Source organism: Vibrio palustris (assembly GCF_024346995.1).
Classification (GTDB): domain Bacteria; phylum Pseudomonadota; class Gammaproteobacteria; order Enterobacterales; family Vibrionaceae; genus Vibrio; species Vibrio palustris.
Window position 1 is genome coordinate 1,766,978 of sequence record NZ_AP024887.1, and the last position, 19,101, is coordinate 1,786,078.

General features: G+C 43.6%; 17 protein-coding genes. 11 read left to right on the forward strand and 6 right to left on the reverse strand.

Features of this window, described 5'->3' with window-relative positions:
- Positions 1-54: 54 nt before the first annotated feature.
- Positions 55-1,542, forward strand: a complete 1,488-nt coding sequence (gene dtpA, locus OCU30_RS08310) for a dipeptide/tripeptide permease DtpA (protein ID WP_077312272.1) — start codon at positions 55-57, stop codon at positions 1,540-1,542.
- Between the two features lie 80 nt (positions 1,543-1,622).
- On the opposite strand, the gene hemH is transcribed toward dtpA, so the two are convergent.
- The 3 genes from hemH to htpG all read right to left on the reverse strand — a co-directional run bounded on the left by hemH (position 1,623) and on the right by htpG (position 5,526).
- Entirely contained in the window at positions 1,623-2,594 is a 972-nt protein-coding gene (hemH, locus tag OCU30_RS08315) for a ferrochelatase (protein ID WP_077312270.1), read from the reverse strand.
- A 113-nt stretch (positions 2,595-2,707) separates the two neighbouring features.
- Positions 2,708-3,352: an adenylate kinase gene (gene adk, locus OCU30_RS08320; RefSeq protein WP_077312268.1), complete on the reverse strand. Its 645-nt coding sequence runs from the start codon at positions 3,350-3,352 to the stop codon at positions 2,708-2,710.
- A gap of 272 nt (positions 3,353-3,624) precedes the next feature.
- Positions 3,625-5,526 (reverse strand): molecular chaperone HtpG, encoded by a 1,902-nt coding sequence (gene htpG, locus OCU30_RS08325; protein ID WP_077312266.1) that lies wholly within the window; start codon positions 5,524-5,526, stop codon positions 3,625-3,627.
- A gap of 273 nt (positions 5,527-5,799) precedes the next feature.
- Here htpG and OCU30_RS08330 point away from each other — a divergent pair, with 273 nt between their 5' ends.
- The 5 genes from OCU30_RS08330 (at position 5,800) to OCU30_RS08350 (ending at position 10,448) form a co-directional block, all read left to right on the forward strand.
- Positions 5,800-6,726, forward strand: coding sequence for a transcriptional regulator (locus OCU30_RS08330; RefSeq protein ID WP_077312264.1), 927 nt, complete (start codon positions 5,800-5,802; stop codon positions 6,724-6,726).
- Between the two features lie 16 nt (positions 6,727-6,742).
- Positions 6,743-7,252, forward strand: a complete 510-nt coding sequence (locus OCU30_RS08335; RefSeq protein WP_077312261.1) for a regulatory protein ToxS — start codon at positions 6,743-6,745, stop codon at positions 7,250-7,252.
- A gap of 266 nt (positions 7,253-7,518) precedes the next feature.
- On the forward strand, positions 7,519-8,433 hold the full coding sequence (locus OCU30_RS08340) for a TIGR01777 family oxidoreductase (protein ID WP_077312259.1): 915 nt from the start codon (positions 7,519-7,521) through the stop codon (positions 8,431-8,433).
- A 24-nt stretch (positions 8,434-8,457) separates the two neighbouring features.
- The gene (locus tag OCU30_RS08345; RefSeq protein ID WP_077312257.1) at positions 8,458-9,285 is read left to right on the forward strand and encodes an SDR family oxidoreductase; all 828 of its coding nucleotides are present in this window, start codon (positions 8,458-8,460) and stop codon (positions 9,283-9,285) included.
- Positions 9,286-9,593: 308 nt separating this feature from the next.
- The gene (locus tag OCU30_RS08350; RefSeq protein WP_077312255.1) at positions 9,594-10,448 is read left to right on the forward strand and encodes a co-chaperone YbbN; all 855 of its coding nucleotides are present in this window, start codon (positions 9,594-9,596) and stop codon (positions 10,446-10,448) included.
- 74 nt (positions 10,449-10,522) lie between these two features.
- On the opposite strand, the gene cueR is transcribed toward OCU30_RS08350, so the two are convergent.
- The 3 genes from cueR to zipA form a co-directional block, all read right to left on the reverse strand.
- Entirely contained in the window at positions 10,523-10,915 is a 393-nt protein-coding gene (gene cueR, locus OCU30_RS08355; protein ID WP_077313629.1) for a Cu(I)-responsive transcriptional regulator, read from the reverse strand.
- 59 nt (positions 10,916-10,974) lie between these two features.
- A complete protein-coding gene (gene ligA, locus OCU30_RS08360; RefSeq protein WP_077312253.1) occupies positions 10,975-12,987 on the reverse strand; it encodes an NAD-dependent DNA ligase LigA in 2,013 nt (670 codons plus the stop codon).
- Between the two features lie 66 nt (positions 12,988-13,053).
- Positions 13,054-13,926, reverse strand: coding sequence for a cell division protein ZipA (gene zipA, locus OCU30_RS08365; protein WP_077312251.1), 873 nt, complete (start codon positions 13,924-13,926; stop codon positions 13,054-13,056).
- 243 nt (positions 13,927-14,169) lie between these two features.
- Here zipA and cysZ point away from each other — a divergent pair, with 243 nt between their 5' ends.
- From cysZ to crr, 5 genes are all read left to right on the forward strand, one after another.
- Entirely contained in the window at positions 14,170-14,925 is a 756-nt protein-coding gene (gene cysZ / locus OCU30_RS08370) for a sulfate transporter CysZ (RefSeq protein WP_077312249.1), read from the forward strand.
- 138 nt (positions 14,926-15,063) lie between these two features.
- Entirely contained in the window at positions 15,064-16,029 is a 966-nt protein-coding gene (gene cysK / locus OCU30_RS08375) for a cysteine synthase A (protein ID WP_077312247.1), read from the forward strand.
- A gap of 288 nt (positions 16,030-16,317) precedes the next feature.
- Complete coding sequence (locus tag OCU30_RS08380; protein WP_077312245.1) at positions 16,318-16,575, forward strand: HPr family phosphocarrier protein; 258 nt, start codon at positions 16,318-16,320, stop codon at positions 16,573-16,575.
- Between the two features lie 131 nt (positions 16,576-16,706).
- Complete coding sequence (gene ptsI, locus OCU30_RS08385; protein WP_077312243.1) at positions 16,707-18,431, forward strand: phosphoenolpyruvate-protein phosphotransferase PtsI; 1,725 nt, start codon at positions 16,707-16,709, stop codon at positions 18,429-18,431.
- A gap of 110 nt (positions 18,432-18,541) precedes the next feature.
- The gene (gene crr / locus OCU30_RS08390; protein WP_077312241.1) at positions 18,542-19,051 is read left to right on the forward strand and encodes a PTS glucose transporter subunit IIA; all 510 of its coding nucleotides are present in this window, start codon (positions 18,542-18,544) and stop codon (positions 19,049-19,051) included.
- The last annotated feature ends 50 nt before the right edge of the window (positions 19,052-19,101 follow it).

Here is a 19,101-nt window from a genome sequence, read left to right on the forward strand (position 1 = left end):
AGACGCCCAATTTTAGTGCATTACACCCCTTTAAAGGAATTTACAGGAATTTTTATGTCTGACTTGAATGTGTTCAAGCAACCTAAGTCGTTCTACCTCATTTTCTCTATCGAATTTTGGGAACGCTTTGGTTTTTATGGGATGCAAGCCATCCTGACCGTTTATTTGGTTAAAATTATGGGAATGAATGAATCTGATTCATTTGTTCTTTTTGGTGCCTTTTCTGCCCTCATCTACGGCTTTGTTGCAGCAGGCGGCTGGATCGGAGACAAAGTGATCGGTACCAAGCGAGCAGTTACGCTTGGGGCGATTGTCATGATGGTCGGGTATACTCTATTAGGGCTGTCAACCGCCGGCCAAGATATCGGTGGTCCCACACTAATTTATATCGCGATGGGGTTCATTACGGTGGGTAATGGTTTATTTAAAGCCAACCCATCAAGTTTGCTCGCTAAAGTGTATGATGACAACGATCCTCGTCTTGATGGTGCCTTCACACTTTACTATATGGCGATTAACGTCGGCTCTCTTATCTCTATGATTTTAAGCCCACTCGTGGCTCAGAAATTAGGCTATGGGTTAGCCTTTGGTATGAGTGCGGTTGGTCTATTGATCACGGCGTTAAATTTCTTAGCATGCTTAAAAATGCTCAAATCCGTCGGCTCTCCTGCTGACTTAGCCCCGGTTAAAAAACGCAATCTTATGATTGTTATTGTAGGCTCGGTCATCGCGAGTCTTGTGTGCTCTTACCTATTGCAACACTTAATGCTTGCCCATGGTATTTTAGTCGTTGCTGGCTTAAGCATTCTATTCTTCTACTTTAAAGAAGCATTTGCGTTAACGGGTATTGAGCGTAAGAAAATGATTGTTGCTTTCATTCTTATGCTGCAAGGTGTTGTATTCTTCGTTCTGTACTTCCAAATGCCGACGTCATTGAACTTCTTCGCTATTCACAATGTTAGCCACTCAATACTTGGTTTTGCCGCAGAGCCTGAACAATTCCAAGCCTTGAACCCTTTCTGGATCATGGTCGCTAGCCCTGTGCTCGCTATTTTGTATGGTAAAGTTGGTGAACGTCTGTCAATGCCTTATAAGTTTGCCACCGGTATGGTGCTGTGCGCGTTGTCGTTCCTCGTGCTTTCTTGGGGGAGTCATTTTGCCAACGCTCAAGGCATCATCAGCTCAAACTGGTTAGTCGCAAGCTACTTCTTCCAATCTATCGGCGAGTTACTTGTCTCTGGCCTTGGTCTTGCTATGGTTGCACAGTTAGTTCCACAACGCATGATGGGCTTTGCGATGGGAATGTGGTTCCTAACATCAGCGACAGCCGCTGTTATCGCGGGTTGGGTGGCAAGCCTGACATCTGCACCTAAAGGTATTTCTGATGCGCATGCCTCATTGGCAATTTATAGCGATATCTTTGGCAAGATTGGTTACACCACCGCAGCTATTGCTGTGTTTACCTTTATCATTGCCCCCAAGCTGACCAAGATCGCTCGCGGTGGCAATGCTCCGGCAATGAAAGAAGCAACAGCATCATAAACCTCTTTCTCGTTACTAGAGCCGTTAATAAAAAACCTCGCCAAAGCGAGGTTTTTTTATCGTGGTCGTAGTGCTAACACTTATTCTGGCTGCAAGTATGGACTAACAATCGCCGACATCATATCAATATGCGCATCACTATCATTCAAACACGAAATATACCGGAAGTGTTGTCCACCCGCATGCATGAAGATTTCTTTATTTTGTTCCTGAATTTCTTCTAAGGTTTCTAAGCAATCACTTGAAAACCCAGGACAGAAAACATCAATATTTTTAAGATCTTGTGCTGGCAGCTTCTCTAATGTCTTATCCGTATAAGGCTGTAACCACTCTTCACGCCCAAACCGAGATTGATACGTCATCATGATCTGTTCTGACCCCAATCCCAACTCTTCTTTAAGTAACTCAGTCGTCCGTAAGCAATGAAATGGGTATACATCACCATTATCTGCATAGCGCTTAGGAATGCCATGGAAAGAACACAGCAACGATTGTCCCTGACCTTGAGTTTTCCAAGCATCGCGGACTTGATTAGCCAGTGCTTTAATATAAGCCGGATGATCATGATAATCGCGAATGAAGGTCAGCTCAGGTACCACTGGCATCGATTTTAAACTCTTTGCCACTTGGTCAAATACCGCTGCATTGGTCGATGAAGAGTATTGCGGATAAAGCGGTAACACTATAATGCGTTCTACGCCCTGTCCTTGTAGCTCTTTTAGACCGTGGGTCATACTAGGTTGACCATAGTTCATGCCGAGCGCGACGGGAATGGATAAACGCTCCTGTAGCTTAGAACGTTGACGTTTTGAGTACACCATAAGAGGTGACCCTTCGTCCATCCAAATGGATTGATAAAGCTTAGCAACACGTGGAGAGCGAATAGGTAGAATGATGCCATGTAGTAACGGACACCAGAGCCAGCGACTTAAATCAACGACGCGTTTGTCGTGAAGAAATTCCCCTAAGAAACGTTTTACAGCAGGTCCTGTTGGTTCATCAGGCGTGCCTAAATTCACCAGCAAAACGCCGACTTTTTTATTGTTATCCATATTGTCCTTCTACGCTGGTTCAATACAAGTGAACGTATATATTACCGCACTATACACCGATAAAAAAAGCGACCATCAGGTCGCTTTTAAATTAACACATTTACAGCAAGTGATTAAGCTAATGCTTTCTCAATATCAGCACTCACATCAGCAACCGCTTTAGTACCGTCAAATTTAAGGTACTGAGTATTGCCAGCGTCGGCTTCTTTGCTGTAATACTCGATTAATGGTGCCGTTTGTGAATGGTATACATTCAAACGAGCGCGGACAGTTTCTTCTTTGTCATCATCACGTACCACAAGATCTTCACCTGTCACATCATCTTTACCGGCCACTTTTGGTGGGTTGTAAACTGCGTGATAAGTACGACCTGAAGCAAGGTGAGCACGACGTCCTGCCATACGCTCAACAATCACATCGTCCGCAACATCAAATTCGATCACATAATCGATATTAATGCCCATTTCTTTCAAACCATCGGCTTGAGGGATCGTACGTGGGAAACCATCAAGCAGGAAACCTTTTTCACAATCAGGTTGAGCGATACGCTCTTTAATTAAACCCAAAATGATGTCATCAGAAACCAGTTGACCTGCATCGATAACAGCTTTCGCTTTTTTACCTAATTCAGTGCCAGCTTTAATCGCGCCACGTAGCATGTCGCCCGTTGAAATTTGTGGAACACCAAATTTCTCTTGGATAAATTGGGCTTGAGTACCTTTACCGGCACCTGGAGCACCTAAAAGAATGATGCGCATGTTTGATCCTCTTAATAAACTAACGTGTTATACCAAAGCTCACTGCGTTTATACGATAAAACTCGGTATAAAAAGAGCTCCGCTCTTGACCGTGCATGGGAATTCACGGGTTCGTCATGAACTTCTAGGCGGTGATTCTATCATAGAAAACCAGCGAAAATGAGGCATCTCATAGAAAAAACCACCCAAAAGCGGTAAATAATCACTCTTATATTTGCATAGTGCAAAAAAAGCCCGCGCTAACGCGAGCTTTTTATACTCATTAATACTGACTATTTACCGAGCAACTGGTTTACCGCAGTTAAGAACTGAGATGGGTCTTCCATTGCGCCGCGCTCTGCCAGCATAGCTTGGCCAAGTAGCACTTCAACCCAACGACCAAACGCTTCTTCGTCTGGTTCATCTGCCATACGCGTCACCATTGCATGGTCTGGGTTTAGCTCGAGAATGTATTTCACTTCTGGCGCAGCCTGACCTGCCGCTTCAAGTAACTTCGCCATTTGTGTGCCCATTTCCATGTCGTCAGTCACCACAACCGCTGGTGTATTTGCCAGCTTAAAGGTCGTACGCACTTCTTTGACGCGATCACCTAAATAAGTTTGCGCGCGTTCAACCACATTTTTGAACTCTTCTTGTGTTTCTTTACGCTTTTCTTGTTCAGCTTCATCTTCAAACTGACTTAAATCTAAGCCCGCTTTGGTGATGGATTGGAATTGCTTACCATCAAACTCATTTAAGTAGTTCATCAAGAATTCATCGATGCGATCATACATCAAGACGACTTCAATACCTTTTGACTTAAACTGCTCCAAGTGCGGGCTGTGTTTCGCAGCAGTATAGCTATCTGCGGTAAGGTAGTAGATCTTATCTTGACCTTCTTTCATGCGCGAAACGTAATCCGCGAGAGAAACCGTCTGCTCTTCTGTGTCGGTATGAGTGGTTGCAAAGCGCAGTAGATTCGCAATCTTCTCTTTATTTGAGAAATCTTCTGCTGGCCCTTCTTTAATCACTAAGCCAAATTCTTTCCAAAACGCTTGATATTTCTCTTCATCATTTTTCGCCAAACGCTCAAGCATGGTTAGTACACGTTTAGTACATGCACTACGCAGTGACTGTGTCACTTTATTATCTTGTAATAGTTCACGAGAGACATTCAATGGCAGATCATTTGAATCTATCAAACCACGCACAAAGCGCAAGTAAGATGGCATAAACTGCGCGGCATCATCCATGATAAATACACGTTGTACATAGAGTTTCAGCCCATGCTTATGATCACGGTTAAACATATCCCATGGCGCTTTTGATGGAATGTACAACAAGCTGGTGTAATCGTTTTTACCTTCAACTTTGTTGTGGCTCCACGTTAGTGGATCGGCAAAGTCGTTGCTGATGTGTTTATAAAATTCTTGGTATTCTTCTTCCGACACGTCTGATTTTGCACGCGTCCATAACGCCTGTGCTTTGTTGACTTGTTCCCATTTAGTCTCATCAGTATCGTTACCTTCTTCATCTTTTTCAGGTGTTTGTAGATAAACAGGGATACTAATGTGATCAGAGTATTTAGAAATAACGTCGCGTAAGCGCCATTCAGAAAGGAATTCTTTACCTTCTTCACGAAGGTGCAAAATAATGTCAGTACCGCGAGATTGTTTACTCACGGTCGCGATGGTGTATTCACCTTCACCCTCTGAGTGCCACTCTACGCCTTCATCAACATCAGCATCCGCTGCACGAGTGCGAACCGTCACACTATCGGCAACAATAAATGCTGAATAGAAGCCAACACCAAACTGACCGATCAGTTGCGAATCTTTATTTTGTTCTTCTGATAATTTTTCGAAAAAGTCAGCAGTGCCAGATTTCGCAATCGTACCTAAGTTTTCAATGACATCTTCGCGGGTCATACCAATACCATTATCGGAAACGGTGATGGTATTCGAGTCAGCATCAAAAGATAATTTCACACCAAGTTCAGCATCGCCCTGATATAAAGCGGTATTAGAAAGTGCCCGAAAACGTAATTTATCAGCCGCATCAGATGCGTTTGAAATCAATTCACGCAAAAAGATCTCTTTGTTTGAATACAAAGAGTGAATCATGAGGTGAAGTAACTGTTTTACTTCTGACTGAAAACCACGAGTTTCTTTATTTGCTGTTGCAGTTTCGCTCATAATTGCTCCATTACTTCATAAACACATTGCAGTGTTCCACCAAAGAACACAGCAGGTTAAGGACTGTTCCTATACATGAGGCTTAACCCTCTAAATTCAAGTCTACCGTTCAATAAATTGATAAAATTTCTTTATACCACATAAGTTTCTGTATAATTTTTTATAAAGGAAGCTAAAAAATGCTATAGTCTTAACTCATAATTAACTCATTGACATGGATTATCCCTCTGGATAAAAAGTCAAAAAATCTAATACTTATAAAAGAAGATATCGATGAGTAGCATAGGTCCAAAGTTCCTTCTTGAAGATAGATTTACCTTTGATCCGACAAGTAACTCATTAGTTGATAAAGAAGCCGAGGACGAGATCGTTCGTCTGGGAAGTAACGAAAGCCGTATCTTACTAATGCTGTCACAACGTCCCAATGAAGTTGTCACTCGTAACGAGCTACACGACTTTGTTTGGCGAGAGCAAGGGTTTGAAGTCGATGATTCAAGCTTAACACAAGCCATTTCAACGCTGAGAAAGAATCTTCACGATTCTACAAAGTCACCAATGTACGTAAAAACAGTACCTAAGCGTGGCTACCAGTTGATTTGTACTGTGACACTGTTATCTGAACATTCTGATATTCATGAAGAGGTGGCCAGAAGCGCCGCTCCAATGGATGACATTGTGTCGATCCCGGAGTCGCACCCTGTTGATGCTGAAACAGAGCTCGATTCAACATCAGAAGTGACACCGATGATTGACGACATCAACGAATCGGTTCATCAAGAACTCGAAGAGCCTGTCAATCGCCAGCATGATGAGCAAAAAATAGATAAAAAAATCTCTAAACGCTTTGGAATATTTTCTGCTATCGCTTTACTTGTCGCGATTCTTATACCGATATGCGCCTTGGTATGGGTTAACCCAACTAAAGCAAAGCTTAGACACATTACATCGATCGACAATATCACGATTAACGCGCCAATCAATCAACCGGAATTAACTACCTGGTTACCTTCGATCAAACACTGTATCGAAACCTATAGTAAAAACCATTCTGGTGAATATAAGCCCGTTGAAGTGATCGCAACAGGCGGGCAAGACAATGTGTTAGTACTGAATTATATTCATCAGCCTAAACATTCATCACACAATTTTACGGTTAAAATCTTGGCTAACCAGCACGATTTATCGCAAATCTGTCAGTAGCCAGAGGTGTAATTCAATGACGAAAAAATTGGCATTTTTCATCCTGTTTATGTCCTATGCATTTTCAGCCTGGCTGTATTTTGATAGCGATTTAAAGGTTGAGCAACTACTCTCCTCACGAGAATGGCAAGCTCATATCGTTACGCGTTTAGAAAAGGAGCGTACCGTAGGTCCACTGACTCGTGTTGATGTCACATCAAACATGAAGTATTTACCTAACGGTACTTACTTACGTGTGTCTGTGATGTCGCTATATGCGGGGAAAAAGTCAACGCCAGATAGCGTAATTAATATCTCAGAAACCGGCAATTGGGATGTCAGTGATAATTATTTGTTAGTCACGCCTAAGCAATTTAAAGATGTGTCTAATAGCCAAAGCCGTGACTTTACTAGTGAACAAGTGAAACTTATCACGCAATTTTTCAAAATGGATGCCGAGCAAAGTCGCCGAATTGACATTATTAACAATAAAACCATCTTATTGACCAGCTTAAGCCATGGTTCGCAAATTTTATTCAGCAACTAACGCGCCAAACCTATCCTCAATAGCACGTAGAAAGAGCACCTCGTTCTCTTTCTACGCTGCCGCGGCAATCTTCTTAGGTTTATTGTCGATTCTCCTTTGCTATTGCTGTTATTGACCCGCTATTTATCATGCCGTCACACTGAAACCGCATTTTTATCCATAGATCATGTCAGTTTCTTAGCGAGAACTTTATAAGTAGAGTATGATTTCTATAGGGTTTCATTTAAGTAACATGCGTTGATACGTATATAAGCAAGGGAGTAGAAATGAAGATTCTCATCACTGGAGGGACGGGCCTGATTGGCAAAGAGTTACTGAAACTCATCATGACTCATCATTTAGTCGTATTAACCCGCAATGTAGATGAAGCCGAGCGACAACTTTCACATATACATTCAGGAAAACTGCGCTTCATTCAATCCCTGGAGCAATTCACAACGTTAGATGAGTTTGACGCCGTCATCAATTTAGCGGGCGAACCTATCGCTGATAAGCGCTGGTCGAAGCGACAAAAACGCCGCATTTGTGACAGTCGTTGGGCCATTACTCAGCAGATAACCACATTAATTCAAGCAAGCGAACACCCACCTCATACGTTTATCAGTGGATCCGCTGTTGGCTATTATGGCGATCATCAAAACGATATCATCGATGAAACCGTTGAAGTCCACAGTAATGGTTTTTCTCATTATGTATGCTCAAATTGGGAAAAAATCGCTCTCAGGGCGCAGAGTGATAAAACGCGTGTCTGCTTGTTAAGGACCGGAGTTGTGCTTTCTTCAGAAGGTGGGGCACTGAAAAAAATGCTCCTTCCTTATCAATTGGGCCTTGGGGGACCTATCGGACGAGGTCGTCAATACTTTCCTTGGATACACATGATTGATATGGTGCGCGCTATTGTCTATTTATTAGAACACGGTCGTGCTAGTGGCCCGTTTAATATGGCCGCTCCACATCCTGTGACTAACAAAGTGTTCAGCCAATGCCTAGCTCGCACACTCAAACGACCGCATATTTTGTTCACTCCGGCGTTTGCTATCAAATTAGCGATGGGTGAATCATCCGAATTGCTCCTCGATAGTCTGAGAGCAAAACCGAAAAAGTTGAGTGATCTTGGCTTCCAATTTCACTTTTGCCGTATTGAGCCTGCGCTGAAGCATTTAATTCACCACACACACTGATCTCCAGCAAGGACATAGATTACGATGACTCATTCTATACTCATCACAGGCTGCTCAACGGGTATTGGCTATATGGCCGCTCATGCGCTTAAGCAACGTGGTTATGAAGTGATTGCTTCCTGCCGACAATCCGATGATGTCGCGCGCTTACAAGCAGAGGGGCTTACCTGTATTAAGCTCGATCTCGCTGAACCAGACAGCATTGACGCAGGTATACAACAAGCGTTGACACTCACCGCAGGACGACTTAATGCACTTTTTAATAATGGGGCATACGGTTTGGCCGGAGCATTAGAAGATTTACCGACACAGGCACTGAGAGAACAATTTGATACGAATTTTTTTGGATGGCATCAATTAACGACCTCGCTCATTCCGCATTTTCGGCAGTTTAAAGATGCTCGTATTGTACAAAATAGCTCGGTGTTAGGATTTGTGGCAATGAGTTATCGTGGTGCCTATAACAGTTCAAAATTCGCCATCGAAGGTTGGACAGATACCCTACGCTTAGAACTAGCAGAAACAGGTATTAAAGTGGTGTTATTAGAGCCTGGAGCGATTGAAACCCAATTTAGAGCCAATAGTTTACAGGCATTTCAGCGCTGGGTGACGCCAGAAAAGAGTGTGCATTATGCGGCTTATCAACAACAAATTGACCGCTTATCTCGCACGCAATCAAAAAGTGCCCAAGCTTTGCCTGCAGAGGCATGTTTACCGTCACTATTAGAGGCTCTTGAGTCTTCCAATCCGCAACTACGCTATCGTATCACCCGGCCAACCAAGATCATTGCGATCCTTAAAAGACTATTACCTGGAAAAATGATCGATAAGATCGTACAAAAAGCCTCCTAACATGTGAATTGTCATTAAGCGTTCATAAACTGTCATCATAATAGCTTTGTTCCACAGGGATAGTGGATAGAATTTTTATTCACTTACAGAGTACGGTTTATGACATTCAATCAATTTAATTGGCTTGGTGTCGTCGTCGTTGTCGTATTATTCATCGCCTTCTGATGACCAAGCTAACCGAATCCGCTGCTTCCTGCCACAACAGGAAGCAAGGTTCGCATTTCCTGAGTTTGCTCACTGCCAATCCCTTGAATTTCCACATACATCCCCCCATGTATAGGGCATGCGCCGAGTTATAAGGATTTGTTATGCAAGCACCTCAAGTTATTCAAGTTAATCAACAGAACTTTCACGAAGTGATTCAAAGTTCTGCTACTACTCCGATCCTCTTCTACTTCTGGGCACCAATGAGCCAAGAAAGTGAAGAGCTGCTGCCTCATATTCAGCAATTAGCTCAAAAATATGCAGGCGCTGTCCAACTGGCAATGTTGAATTGCCAAGAAGAACAAACCATTGCGGGTCAATTTGGAATTCAAGCATTACCGACCATTGCGATGTTTGTTAATGGTCAACCTGTTGATGGCCTTGCCGGACCACAACCGTTAGATGCCATTGAAGCCATGTTAACTCGCCACTTGCCAAGTCAAGATGAACGCGATGCTAAGCAAGCACTGCAATTTGTCCAAGACAATCAACATGCGCAAGCACTAGGTTTACTGCAAGCTTTATCAGAAGAATGGCAACAACGTGGTGATATAAAATTAGCTATGGCTGACTGTTTCTTAGAATCTGGGCAATTTGAACAAGCAGCAACGCTGCTCTCGGCCATTCCACTCGAATACCAAGATAACTATTATACGGGGTTATGTGCCAAGCTTGAACTGCATCAAAATGCAGCGAATAGCCCAGAGTTACAGGCATTAGAAGACTCGTACGCACACAATCCGCAAGATGCCGAGCTTGCTAATAAACTGGCAACGTCTTATCACGAAGTGGCTCGCGATGAAGAAGCACTACAACTGCTATGGAGCTTTTTGCAAAAAGATCTCAATGCGTTAGAGGGAGATCTGAAAAAGACCTTTATGGATATTTTAAGTGCCCTCGGTCAAGGAAATCCACTCGCGAGTCGTTATCGTCGCCTGTTGTATTCACGTCTATACTAGTCCACTTTCAAGGTGAACTCAGCGAAAAAAAAGCCCGTTAGGGCTTTTTTTTCGTCACCAACAATAGAGTAAAACTATGAGTTATTTTTTAGGTCTTCGATGATCGGACAACGGCTTTTCTCATCACCAGGGCACGCTTGAATCCACGCCGTTAATTGCTGATGAATCGCTTGCAACTCAGCAATTTTACTCGCGACTTGTTGCTGTTTTTCTAACGCCTGCTCTCTAACCGAGCGGCTTTGCCGGTGAGGGTCATTAGCAAGCATCACCATATGCTTGCATTCGTCCAGACTAAATCCGACTCGCTTACAACGTGCAATCAGCAGTAAGTCCGCCACATGCTGTGAGTGATATAGTCGATAACCGCTATCAGAACGTGATGGCCGCTCAATCAGCCCCTTTTCTTCATAAAGACGAATCGATTTCGTCGTTAATCCTGTACGCTGCGCAACCTCACTAATAGTGATCATACTCTGACTCCGATAATCATCTGTGCGCCCTCTCGGGCGCACATCGATGGGTTAGCTTAATTCATTAAATTGATCAAATCTTGTTCTGAGCGTACTTCAATCCCCAACTCTTGCGCTTTAGCAAGCTTCGAACCGGCCGCTTCTCCGGCAAATAAAATATCGGTTTTCTTCGACACGCTTCCCGTGACTTTTGCGCCCAAGGATTGCAACGCTGCCTTTGCCTCATCTCGGGTTAATTGCGATAAGCTGCCAGTCAATACCACCGTTTTATCGGCTAACGGTTGCGGCGCATCGCCCTTCTCATTGGTATCGATATCATCCCAATGTACGCCAAGTGCTTGTAATTGACTGATAACCTCTTGGTTATTTTCTTGTTCAAAGAAAGTATGCACATGAGAAGCAACAATGTTCCCCACATCTTGAACTTCCACCAGCTGCTCTACGGTTGCCGCCATGACTGCAGGTAACGTTTTAAAATGCAATGACAAGTTAAGAGCGGTAGCTTCACCTACTTCACGAATACCTAAAGAATATAAAAAGCGAGGCAGGGTTGTCGACTTCGCGACATCCAGCGCATTAATCACATTTTGTGCAGATTTTGGTCCCATACGCTCTAACACCGTCAAACGCCCCGCAGACAACGTAAACAAATCGGCTGGTGTTTGGACCATCTCTTTATCCACGAGCTGCTCAATGACTTTATCACCAAGCCCATCAACATCTAAGGCTTTACGTGAGACAAAATGTTTTAGCGCCTCTTTGCGCTGTGCTGGACATACCAAACCGCCAGTACAGCGCGCCACCGCTTCACCTTCAACCCGTTCAACTTTAGACTGACATACAGGACAGTTTTTTGGCAGCGTAATGGCTTGCGCATTTTCAGAGCGACGCTCTAAAACCACAGACACAATTTGTGGAATCACATCTCCTGCGCGGCGAATAATGACCGTATCACCAATCATAACGCCTAGGCGCGCGATTTCATCGGCATTGTGTAAGGTCGCATTGCTCACTGTCACCCCGCCAACAAACACAGGTTCTAGCTTAGCGACAGGAGTAATGGCGCCAGTACGCCCAACCTGAAACTCCACATCATTCAGTAACGTCGTTTCTTCTTGGGCTGGAAATTTATACGCTATCGCCCAACGCGGAGCACGAGCCACAAAGCCGAGTGTTTGCTGTAACGCAATATCATCGATTTTAAGTACCACGCCATCAATTTCATAAGAGAGCTGTGGACGACGTGCCATGATATCTTGATAAAAAGCTTTTACTTCGTCTATCGAATCCACGCGTTTCGTTTCTGGGCTCATTGGCAACCCCCAACCTTTGAGCTGTAAAAAACGCTCATAGTGGCTATCCACCAATTCACCGCCTTCAATCACTCCGACGCTATATGCATAAAAGGCCAAGGGGCGCTTAGCAGCGATACGTGAATCTAATTGGCGCAGACTGCCTGCCGCCGCGTTACGTGGGTTAACAAAACGTTTTTCACCGCGTTTGTCCGCTAATGCGTTTAATTGCTCAAAGCCGGCTTTAGGCATAAAGACTTCACCACGGACTTCAATACGCTCCGGCCATCCTTCTCCCGACAACATCAAAGGAATGGATTTAATCGTCCGGACATTCTCCGTAATATTCTCCCCTGTTGCGCCGTCACCACGTGTTGCGGCTCTGACTAAACGTCCATTCTCATATAACAAACTGACCGCTAAACCATCTAACTTAGGCTCACAACATATCTTCGCACCTTTTGCCGCAGGAAGCCGGTCAGCAATACGTTGGAAAAAACGATCGAGTTCCTCATCATCAAATACATTATCAAGTGATAACATCGGAATGTCATGAGCAACGGATTCAAAGCCCTCGAGAGGTTGCCCACCCACACGTTGACTCGGCGAATCAGCGGTAATCAACTCTGGATGCTCAGCTTCAATATCCAATAACTCACGCATCATGCGGTCATAATCAGCATCTGGAATGCTGGGGGCATCTTCTACATAATATCGCACTGCGTGATAATTCAGGGATTGACGTAATTCTTCTAGTCGCTTTTCGACAGTCTGCATCGTGATTATTCTCTCGAATGAATGAAAAAAGGCTCCATGAAAGGAGCCTTAACTTCAGATTTAGGCTTATGCGTTATTGTGTTTAAAATGTTTAATCTGTTGACGATATTGCTCTAAACGATTAGGAGTCATTAAGTTACGACCATCATCTAACACGTTTCCACCCATATCATCCGCAATCTGTTGGGCTGTTTTCAACATCAACTTAAAGTTTTGTTCAGGATCACCAAAGCACGGTAACGTCATGAAGAAAGAAATCCCCTTCGTCGTAAAGGTATCAGGGTCATCATGCTCTAAAGTACCAGGTTGCATCATGTTAGCCACGCTAAATAATACCTTACCTGTTCCTGAGAGGTCCGCATGGCGATGAAAAATGTTCATTTCACCATACAACAGGCCATTTTGTTGCATGCTATCAAATAAACGCGTGCCGACAAACGGCTCAGTACCCGCACAATGGACATTCAGTACCAGTACTTCTGGCATACCATCATCAGCAGCTTGCGTCGGCTCAGCTGTCTGAGTTTCGGGTTCTTCCGTTGTTGCCAATTGATCAATACGGGTATTTTCATCCCACGCGGGCATATGCTCGTCAGGTGAAACCTCAAGCTTTTCTTCTGACATCGCTTCAGGTTCCATTGCAACCGGCGGCACATCTGAGGGCAAATCATCCACATAAGGCTGACTTGATATCAGAGGGTCAATCTCCTCTTCCCCTGCTTTGGAAGAGAATAGCGTGTCTTTCGCTTCATCATCTTGAGGCGCAGAGTCGGTATTTACCTGCGACGCTTCACTGTCTTCCTCGACATCAATTTTACCTAAAGGGCGCTCTCCAAATTTGGATTTTCCTTCTTTTTTTGACGTCCAAAGACCATGAAATAATAACGCTGCTATCGCTAGCACGCCGACAAAGATGAGTACGGTTCGCAATTCCTGCATTTTTAACTCTCAGTTTCTCGATTTTGGGTTCTGAGCTTAGTGCCTGTATTTGAACGTTGTTGAGCAAGATTAGGCTTGTCAGTTGATAACACCTACTCTACCAAAACTCTTACCCCATTTAGAACAACTTAATGTAAGAAGTTCCCATGAAAACGCCATTTTTATCGTGGTTTTATGACTCAACGACTGATATACAATACAATCTCACTTTACACTCGTTCAATTCATCTTCGGAAGACCGCAATGGAAACAAAACAACGCACTGGTATTGGCTATTTTTTTCACGGTATTGAAATCGCTTTCTCCCCGGGTATTCGTCGCTTCGTTATCTTGCCTCTCTTGGCTAACCTAATCCTGTTAGGTGGCTCACTGTACTTTCTATTTAAACACCTTGGAGGCTGGATAGACCAATGGATGTCTTATATTCCTGATTTCCTTTCTTGGCTTTCTTATCTTTTATGGCCTTTGCTTGTTATTACGATCTTAGCCACTTTTTCCTATTTTTTCTCGACTATCGCTAATTTCATTGCCGCACCGTTCAACGGGCTATTGGCAGAAAAAGTCGAACTCAAACTGACTGGCCAACCTCTCAATGATGAGGGCGTTCTTGATATCATCAAGGATGTACCGCGTATCATGGCGCGAGAATGGCGCAAACTTATGTATATTTTACCCAAAACTATCGGGTTGCTAATTTTGCTGGTTATACCGGCCATTGGTCAAACCGTCGGCCCTATTGCTTGGTTTTTATTTACATCGTGGACACTTGCCATTCAGTATTGTGATTATCCTTTTGATAATCATAAAGTAGATTTCAATGCTATGCGTATGAGCATGAAACAAAAACAAGGGAAAGCCTATACTTTCGGCATGATTGTTTCCCTGCTCACCACGCTACCTATCATCAATATATTTGTGGTTCCCATCGCAGTGTGTGGCGCGACCGATATGTGGGTGAATGAATTTCGTCATCAATATAAAAATAAACCTATGGTATAGCAGGGTCGAACCATGCAAACATCCTGTATATCATATAACTTTTAAATCTTTTTACACCCCTGTTGAAGTGCCTATCCTAGTGCCATATTCACTTCAACAGACAAAGCACATAACCATGTGAAATGAAGGATCGTCATTATGAGTAAAATCTACGAAGATAACTCCCTTACCATTGGTCAAACGCCACTGGTACGTTTGAACAAAGTCAGCAAAGGCAATGTACTCGTCAAAGTCGAGTCACGTAACCCAAGCTTCAGTGTCAAATGTCGTATTGGAGCCAACATGATTTGGGACGCGGAGCAACAGGGCAAATTGAAAGCCGGTATTGAGCTGGTTGAGCCAACCAGTGGTAATACTGGTATCGCTCTCGCATTTGTCGCCGCTGCACGTGGTTACTCACTGACATTGACGATGCCTGAATCCATGAGTTTAGAACGTCGCAAATTACTCAAAGCACTTGGCGCCAAACTAGAACTCACACCAGCGGCTGGCGGTATGAAAGCCGCAATTGCCAAAGCTGAAGAAATTGTGGCAAGCAACCCAGAGCAATATTTGATGTTGCAACAGTTTGATAATGCTGCAAATCCCGCGATTCATGAAAAAACAACGGGGCCTGAGATTTGGGATGCAACAGATGGTGATGTTGACGTATTTGTGGCAGGTGTAGGCACAGGTGGTACGCTGACCGGCACTTCTCGCTACTTAAAAGCACAAGGTAAAACCATTACCTCAGTAGCCGTCGAACCGTCTGAATCGCCAGTGATTACACAAGCAATGGCAGGTGAAGAAATTAAACCTGGCCCTCATAAGATTCAGGGTATTGGCGCAGGTTTTATTCCTGCAAACTTAGATTTAGAATTAATTGACCGAGTGGAAACGATTCCTTCCGATGATGCGATTGCCATGGCAAGACGCCTGATGGAAGAAGAAGGTATTTTAGCCGGCATTTCCTCCGGCGCAGCGGTTGTAGCCGCCAATAGACTAGCTGAACTACCTGAATATAAAGATAAAACTATCGTTACTATCTTACCAAGCTCAGGGGAGCGTTACCTCTCTACCGCATTGTTTGCAGGAATTTTCTCTGAAAAAGAAAACGGCGAATAATACGTATCGAAATCAAATTTTCACTGAAAAAAGCCCCACTATGGGGCTTTTTTGTTGATTATGCTTCACCCTTTGGTAATATCGGGGCTGTTTTATTTTCCGCTTCAAAATAAAGAAGTGAAATAACAGTGTTATGTAAATGACTACCACCTATAACGTTAGCATTTACAGTAATCGACGACATTTGATGGTTTTGCGTGCAGCTGTTGCTAGCACATTCTTCACTATCAAGGTAAGCTAGTCAGGTTAACACTCATACAAAAAAATAATGTAACCGGGGTATATCACATGTACGAGAAGCAAGTAGAAATCACTGCTGAAAATGGTCTTCACACTCGTCCAGCAGCGCAGTTCGTTAAAGAAGCAAAAGCGTTTGACGCAGACATTACCGTATCATCAAACGGTAAAAGTGCTAGCGCGAAAAGCCTATTCAAGCTACAAACGCTTGGCCTAGTAAAAGGCACAGTAGTGACTATCTCTGCAGAAGGCGCTCAGGCTCAAGAAGCCGTTGATCACCTTGTTGCACTAATGGATGAATTGCACTAAGTTGCAGCACACCATTTAAAAAGCCACCTCATTTTTGGGGTGGCTTTTATGAACATACTACTCCATATTTTCACGAAACAGAAAATATGCAGACATATCAAATTTACGTATCACCAGTTTAAGGTAAGGCTATGATTTCAGGCATCCTAGCATCTCCTGGTATTGCTATTGGTAAAGCATTACTACTTCAAGAAGATGACATTGTCCTCAATACTCACACCATTTCTGACGACCAAGTAGAATCAGAAGTTCAGCGTTTTTATGACGCTCGTAATAAATCAGCGCAACAATTAGATATCGTTAAACAAAAAGCGCTTGAAACATTCGGTGAAGAAAAAGAAGCGATCTTTGAAGGCCACATCATGCTACTGGAAGATGAAGAGCTAGAAGAAGAAATCATCGCCCTAATCAAAGACGACAAAATGCATGCTGATAACGCGATCTACACCGTGATTGAAGAGCAAGCAGCAGCGTTAGAATCGTTAGATGACGAATACCTAAAAGAACGTGCCAGTGATATTCGTGATATCGGTAACCGTTTTGTGAAAAACGCACTGGGTATCAACATTGTTTCGCTAAGCGAAGTCAATGAAGAAGTCATCGTGGTTGCTTACGATTTAACGCCATCAGAAACAGCACAAATCAATCTTGATTACGTTCTTGGTTTTGCATGTGATATCGGTGGTCGTACTTCACATACCTCAATCATGGCGCGTTCGCTTGAGCTACCAGCGGTTGTCGGCACAAACGACATTACCTCAACGGTAAAATCTGGTGATATGCTGGTTCTAGATGCCATTAATAATCAAATCATCGTTAATCCGACAGATGAGCAGCTAGCACAAGCCAAACAAGCACAACAAGACTTCTTGGCAGAAAAAGAAGAATTGGCGAAATTAAAAGACTTACCGGCAGAAACCACTGACGGACACACAGTTGAACTATGCGGCAATATCGGAACGGTTAAAGACTGTGCAGGTATCGAGCGTAACGGCGGTGAAGGCGTTGGTTTGTACCGTACTGAATTCTTGTTTATGGATCGCTCTTCTCTTCCAACAGAACAAGAGCAATACGAAGCATACAAAGAAGTCGCTGAAAGCATGTCAGGTCACTCTGTCATCATTCGTACTATGGATATTGGCGGTGATAAAGACCTTCCGTACATGGACTTGCCAAAAGAACTGAACCCGTTCTTGGGTTGGCGTGCGATTCGTATCAGCTTAGATCGCCGTGAAATTTTGCGCGCTCAGCTACGTGGTATTCTACGTGCGTCTGCACACGGCAAACTACGCATAATGTTCCCAATGATCATCTCGGTTGAAGAAATTCGCGAGTTGAAAACGGCATTAGAAGAATACAAATCAGAATTGCGTAGTGAAGGTTATGCATTTGACGAAGGCATCGAAATCGGTGTGATGGTCGAGACTCCTGCTGCGGCTGCAATTGCACACCACCTTGCAAAAGAAGTGTCATTCTTCTCAATCGGTACTAACGACTTAACCCAGTACACACTGGCGGTTGACCGTGGTAACGAAATGATTTCACACCTATATAACCCACTATCACCTGCGGTATTAAACGTTATCAAACAGGTGATTGATGCGTCTCATGATGAAGGCAAATGGACGGGTATGTGTGGTGAACTTGCAGGTGATGAACGTGCAACTCTACTTCTACTTGGTATGGGTCTAGACGAGTTCTCTATGAGTGGTATTTCTATCCCGAAAGTGAAGAAAGTCATTCGTAATACTAACTTTGCAGATGTAAAAGCCATGGCTGATAAAGCGCTTTCACTAGCAACTGCAGCTGAAATCGATGAATGCGTTCAGCAATTTATCGAAGAAAACTCAAAATAATTGAAGTGATACCAAGACATTAGATGATCAAAAGTATTCGTCTAATGTCTTTCACTGGTATACTATACTCCGATAGACACTTATTTTTAAAACGTTAGGAGCATGACACAATGGGTCTGTTTGACAAACTTAAAAAGCTGGTCTCTGACGACAGCGCTGACGCAGGTGCAATTGAAATCATCGCACCGCTTTCTGGAGAAATCGTAAACATCGAAGACGTGCCAGACGTCGTGTTCGCTGAAAAAATTGTTGGCGACGGTATCGCAATCAAACCATCAGGCGACAAGATGGTTGCTCCTGTGAACGGTACTATCGGTAAGATCTTTGAAACGAACCACGCATTCTCAATTGAGTCTGACGACGGTGTTGAGCTATTTGTTCACTTCGGTATCGATACAGTGGAACTGAAAGGCGAAGGCTTTACACGTATCGCAGAAGAAGGCCAAAGTGTGAAAGCTGGCGACACCGTTATCGAATTTGATCTTGCAGTTCTACAAGAAAAAGCAAAATCAACACTAACGCCTGTTGTTATCTCAAACATGGACGAAATCAAAGAACTGAACAAGCTTGCTGGTTCAGTTGTTGTCGGTGAAACGCCAGTACTACGCGTCACCAAATAATTAGTTTACGTTTGAATAAAAACGCTGCCAGTGGCAGCGTTTTTTTTTGA

What these genes read in the sequence shown, in the direction of transcription:
- dtpA (WP_077312272.1), top strand. Translation starts at nt 55, where the DNA reads ATGTCTGACTTGAATGTGTTCAAGCAACCTAAGTCGTTCTACCTCATT.
- hemH (WP_077312270.1), bottom strand. Translation starts at nt 2,594, where the DNA reads ATGGATAACAATAAAAAAGTCGGCGTTTTGCTGGTGAATTTAGGCACG.
- adk (WP_077312268.1), bottom strand. Translation starts at nt 3,352, where the DNA reads ATGCGCATCATTCTTTTAGGTGCTCCAGGTGCCGGTAAAGGTACTCAA.
- htpG (WP_077312266.1), bottom strand. Translation starts at nt 5,526, where the DNA reads ATGAGCGAAACTGCAACAGCAAATAAAGAAACTCGTGGTTTTCAGTCA.
- OCU30_RS08330 (WP_077312264.1), top strand. Translation starts at nt 5,800, where the DNA reads ATGAGTAGCATAGGTCCAAAGTTCCTTCTTGAAGATAGATTTACCTTT.
- OCU30_RS08335 (WP_077312261.1), top strand. Translation starts at nt 6,743, where the DNA reads ATGACGAAAAAATTGGCATTTTTCATCCTGTTTATGTCCTATGCATTT.
- OCU30_RS08340 (WP_077312259.1), top strand. Translation starts at nt 7,519, where the DNA reads ATGAAGATTCTCATCACTGGAGGGACGGGCCTGATTGGCAAAGAGTTA.
- OCU30_RS08345 (WP_077312257.1), top strand. Translation starts at nt 8,458, where the DNA reads ATGACTCATTCTATACTCATCACAGGCTGCTCAACGGGTATTGGCTAT.
- OCU30_RS08350 (WP_077312255.1), top strand. Translation starts at nt 9,594, where the DNA reads ATGCAAGCACCTCAAGTTATTCAAGTTAATCAACAGAACTTTCACGAA.
- ligA (WP_077312253.1), bottom strand. Translation starts at nt 12,987, where the DNA reads ATGCAGACTGTCGAAAAGCGACTAGAAGAATTACGTCAATCCCTGAAT.
- zipA (WP_077312251.1), bottom strand. Translation starts at nt 13,926, where the DNA reads ATGCAGGAATTGCGAACCGTACTCATCTTTGTCGGCGTGCTAGCGATA.
- cysZ (WP_077312249.1), top strand. Translation starts at nt 14,170, where the DNA reads ATGGAAACAAAACAACGCACTGGTATTGGCTATTTTTTTCACGGTATT.
- cysK (WP_077312247.1), top strand. Translation starts at nt 15,064, where the DNA reads ATGAGTAAAATCTACGAAGATAACTCCCTTACCATTGGTCAAACGCCA.
- OCU30_RS08380 (WP_077312245.1), top strand. Translation starts at nt 16,318, where the DNA reads ATGTACGAGAAGCAAGTAGAAATCACTGCTGAAAATGGTCTTCACACT.
- ptsI (WP_077312243.1), top strand. Translation starts at nt 16,707, where the DNA reads ATGATTTCAGGCATCCTAGCATCTCCTGGTATTGCTATTGGTAAAGCA.
- crr (WP_077312241.1), top strand. Translation starts at nt 18,542, where the DNA reads ATGGGTCTGTTTGACAAACTTAAAAAGCTGGTCTCTGACGACAGCGCT.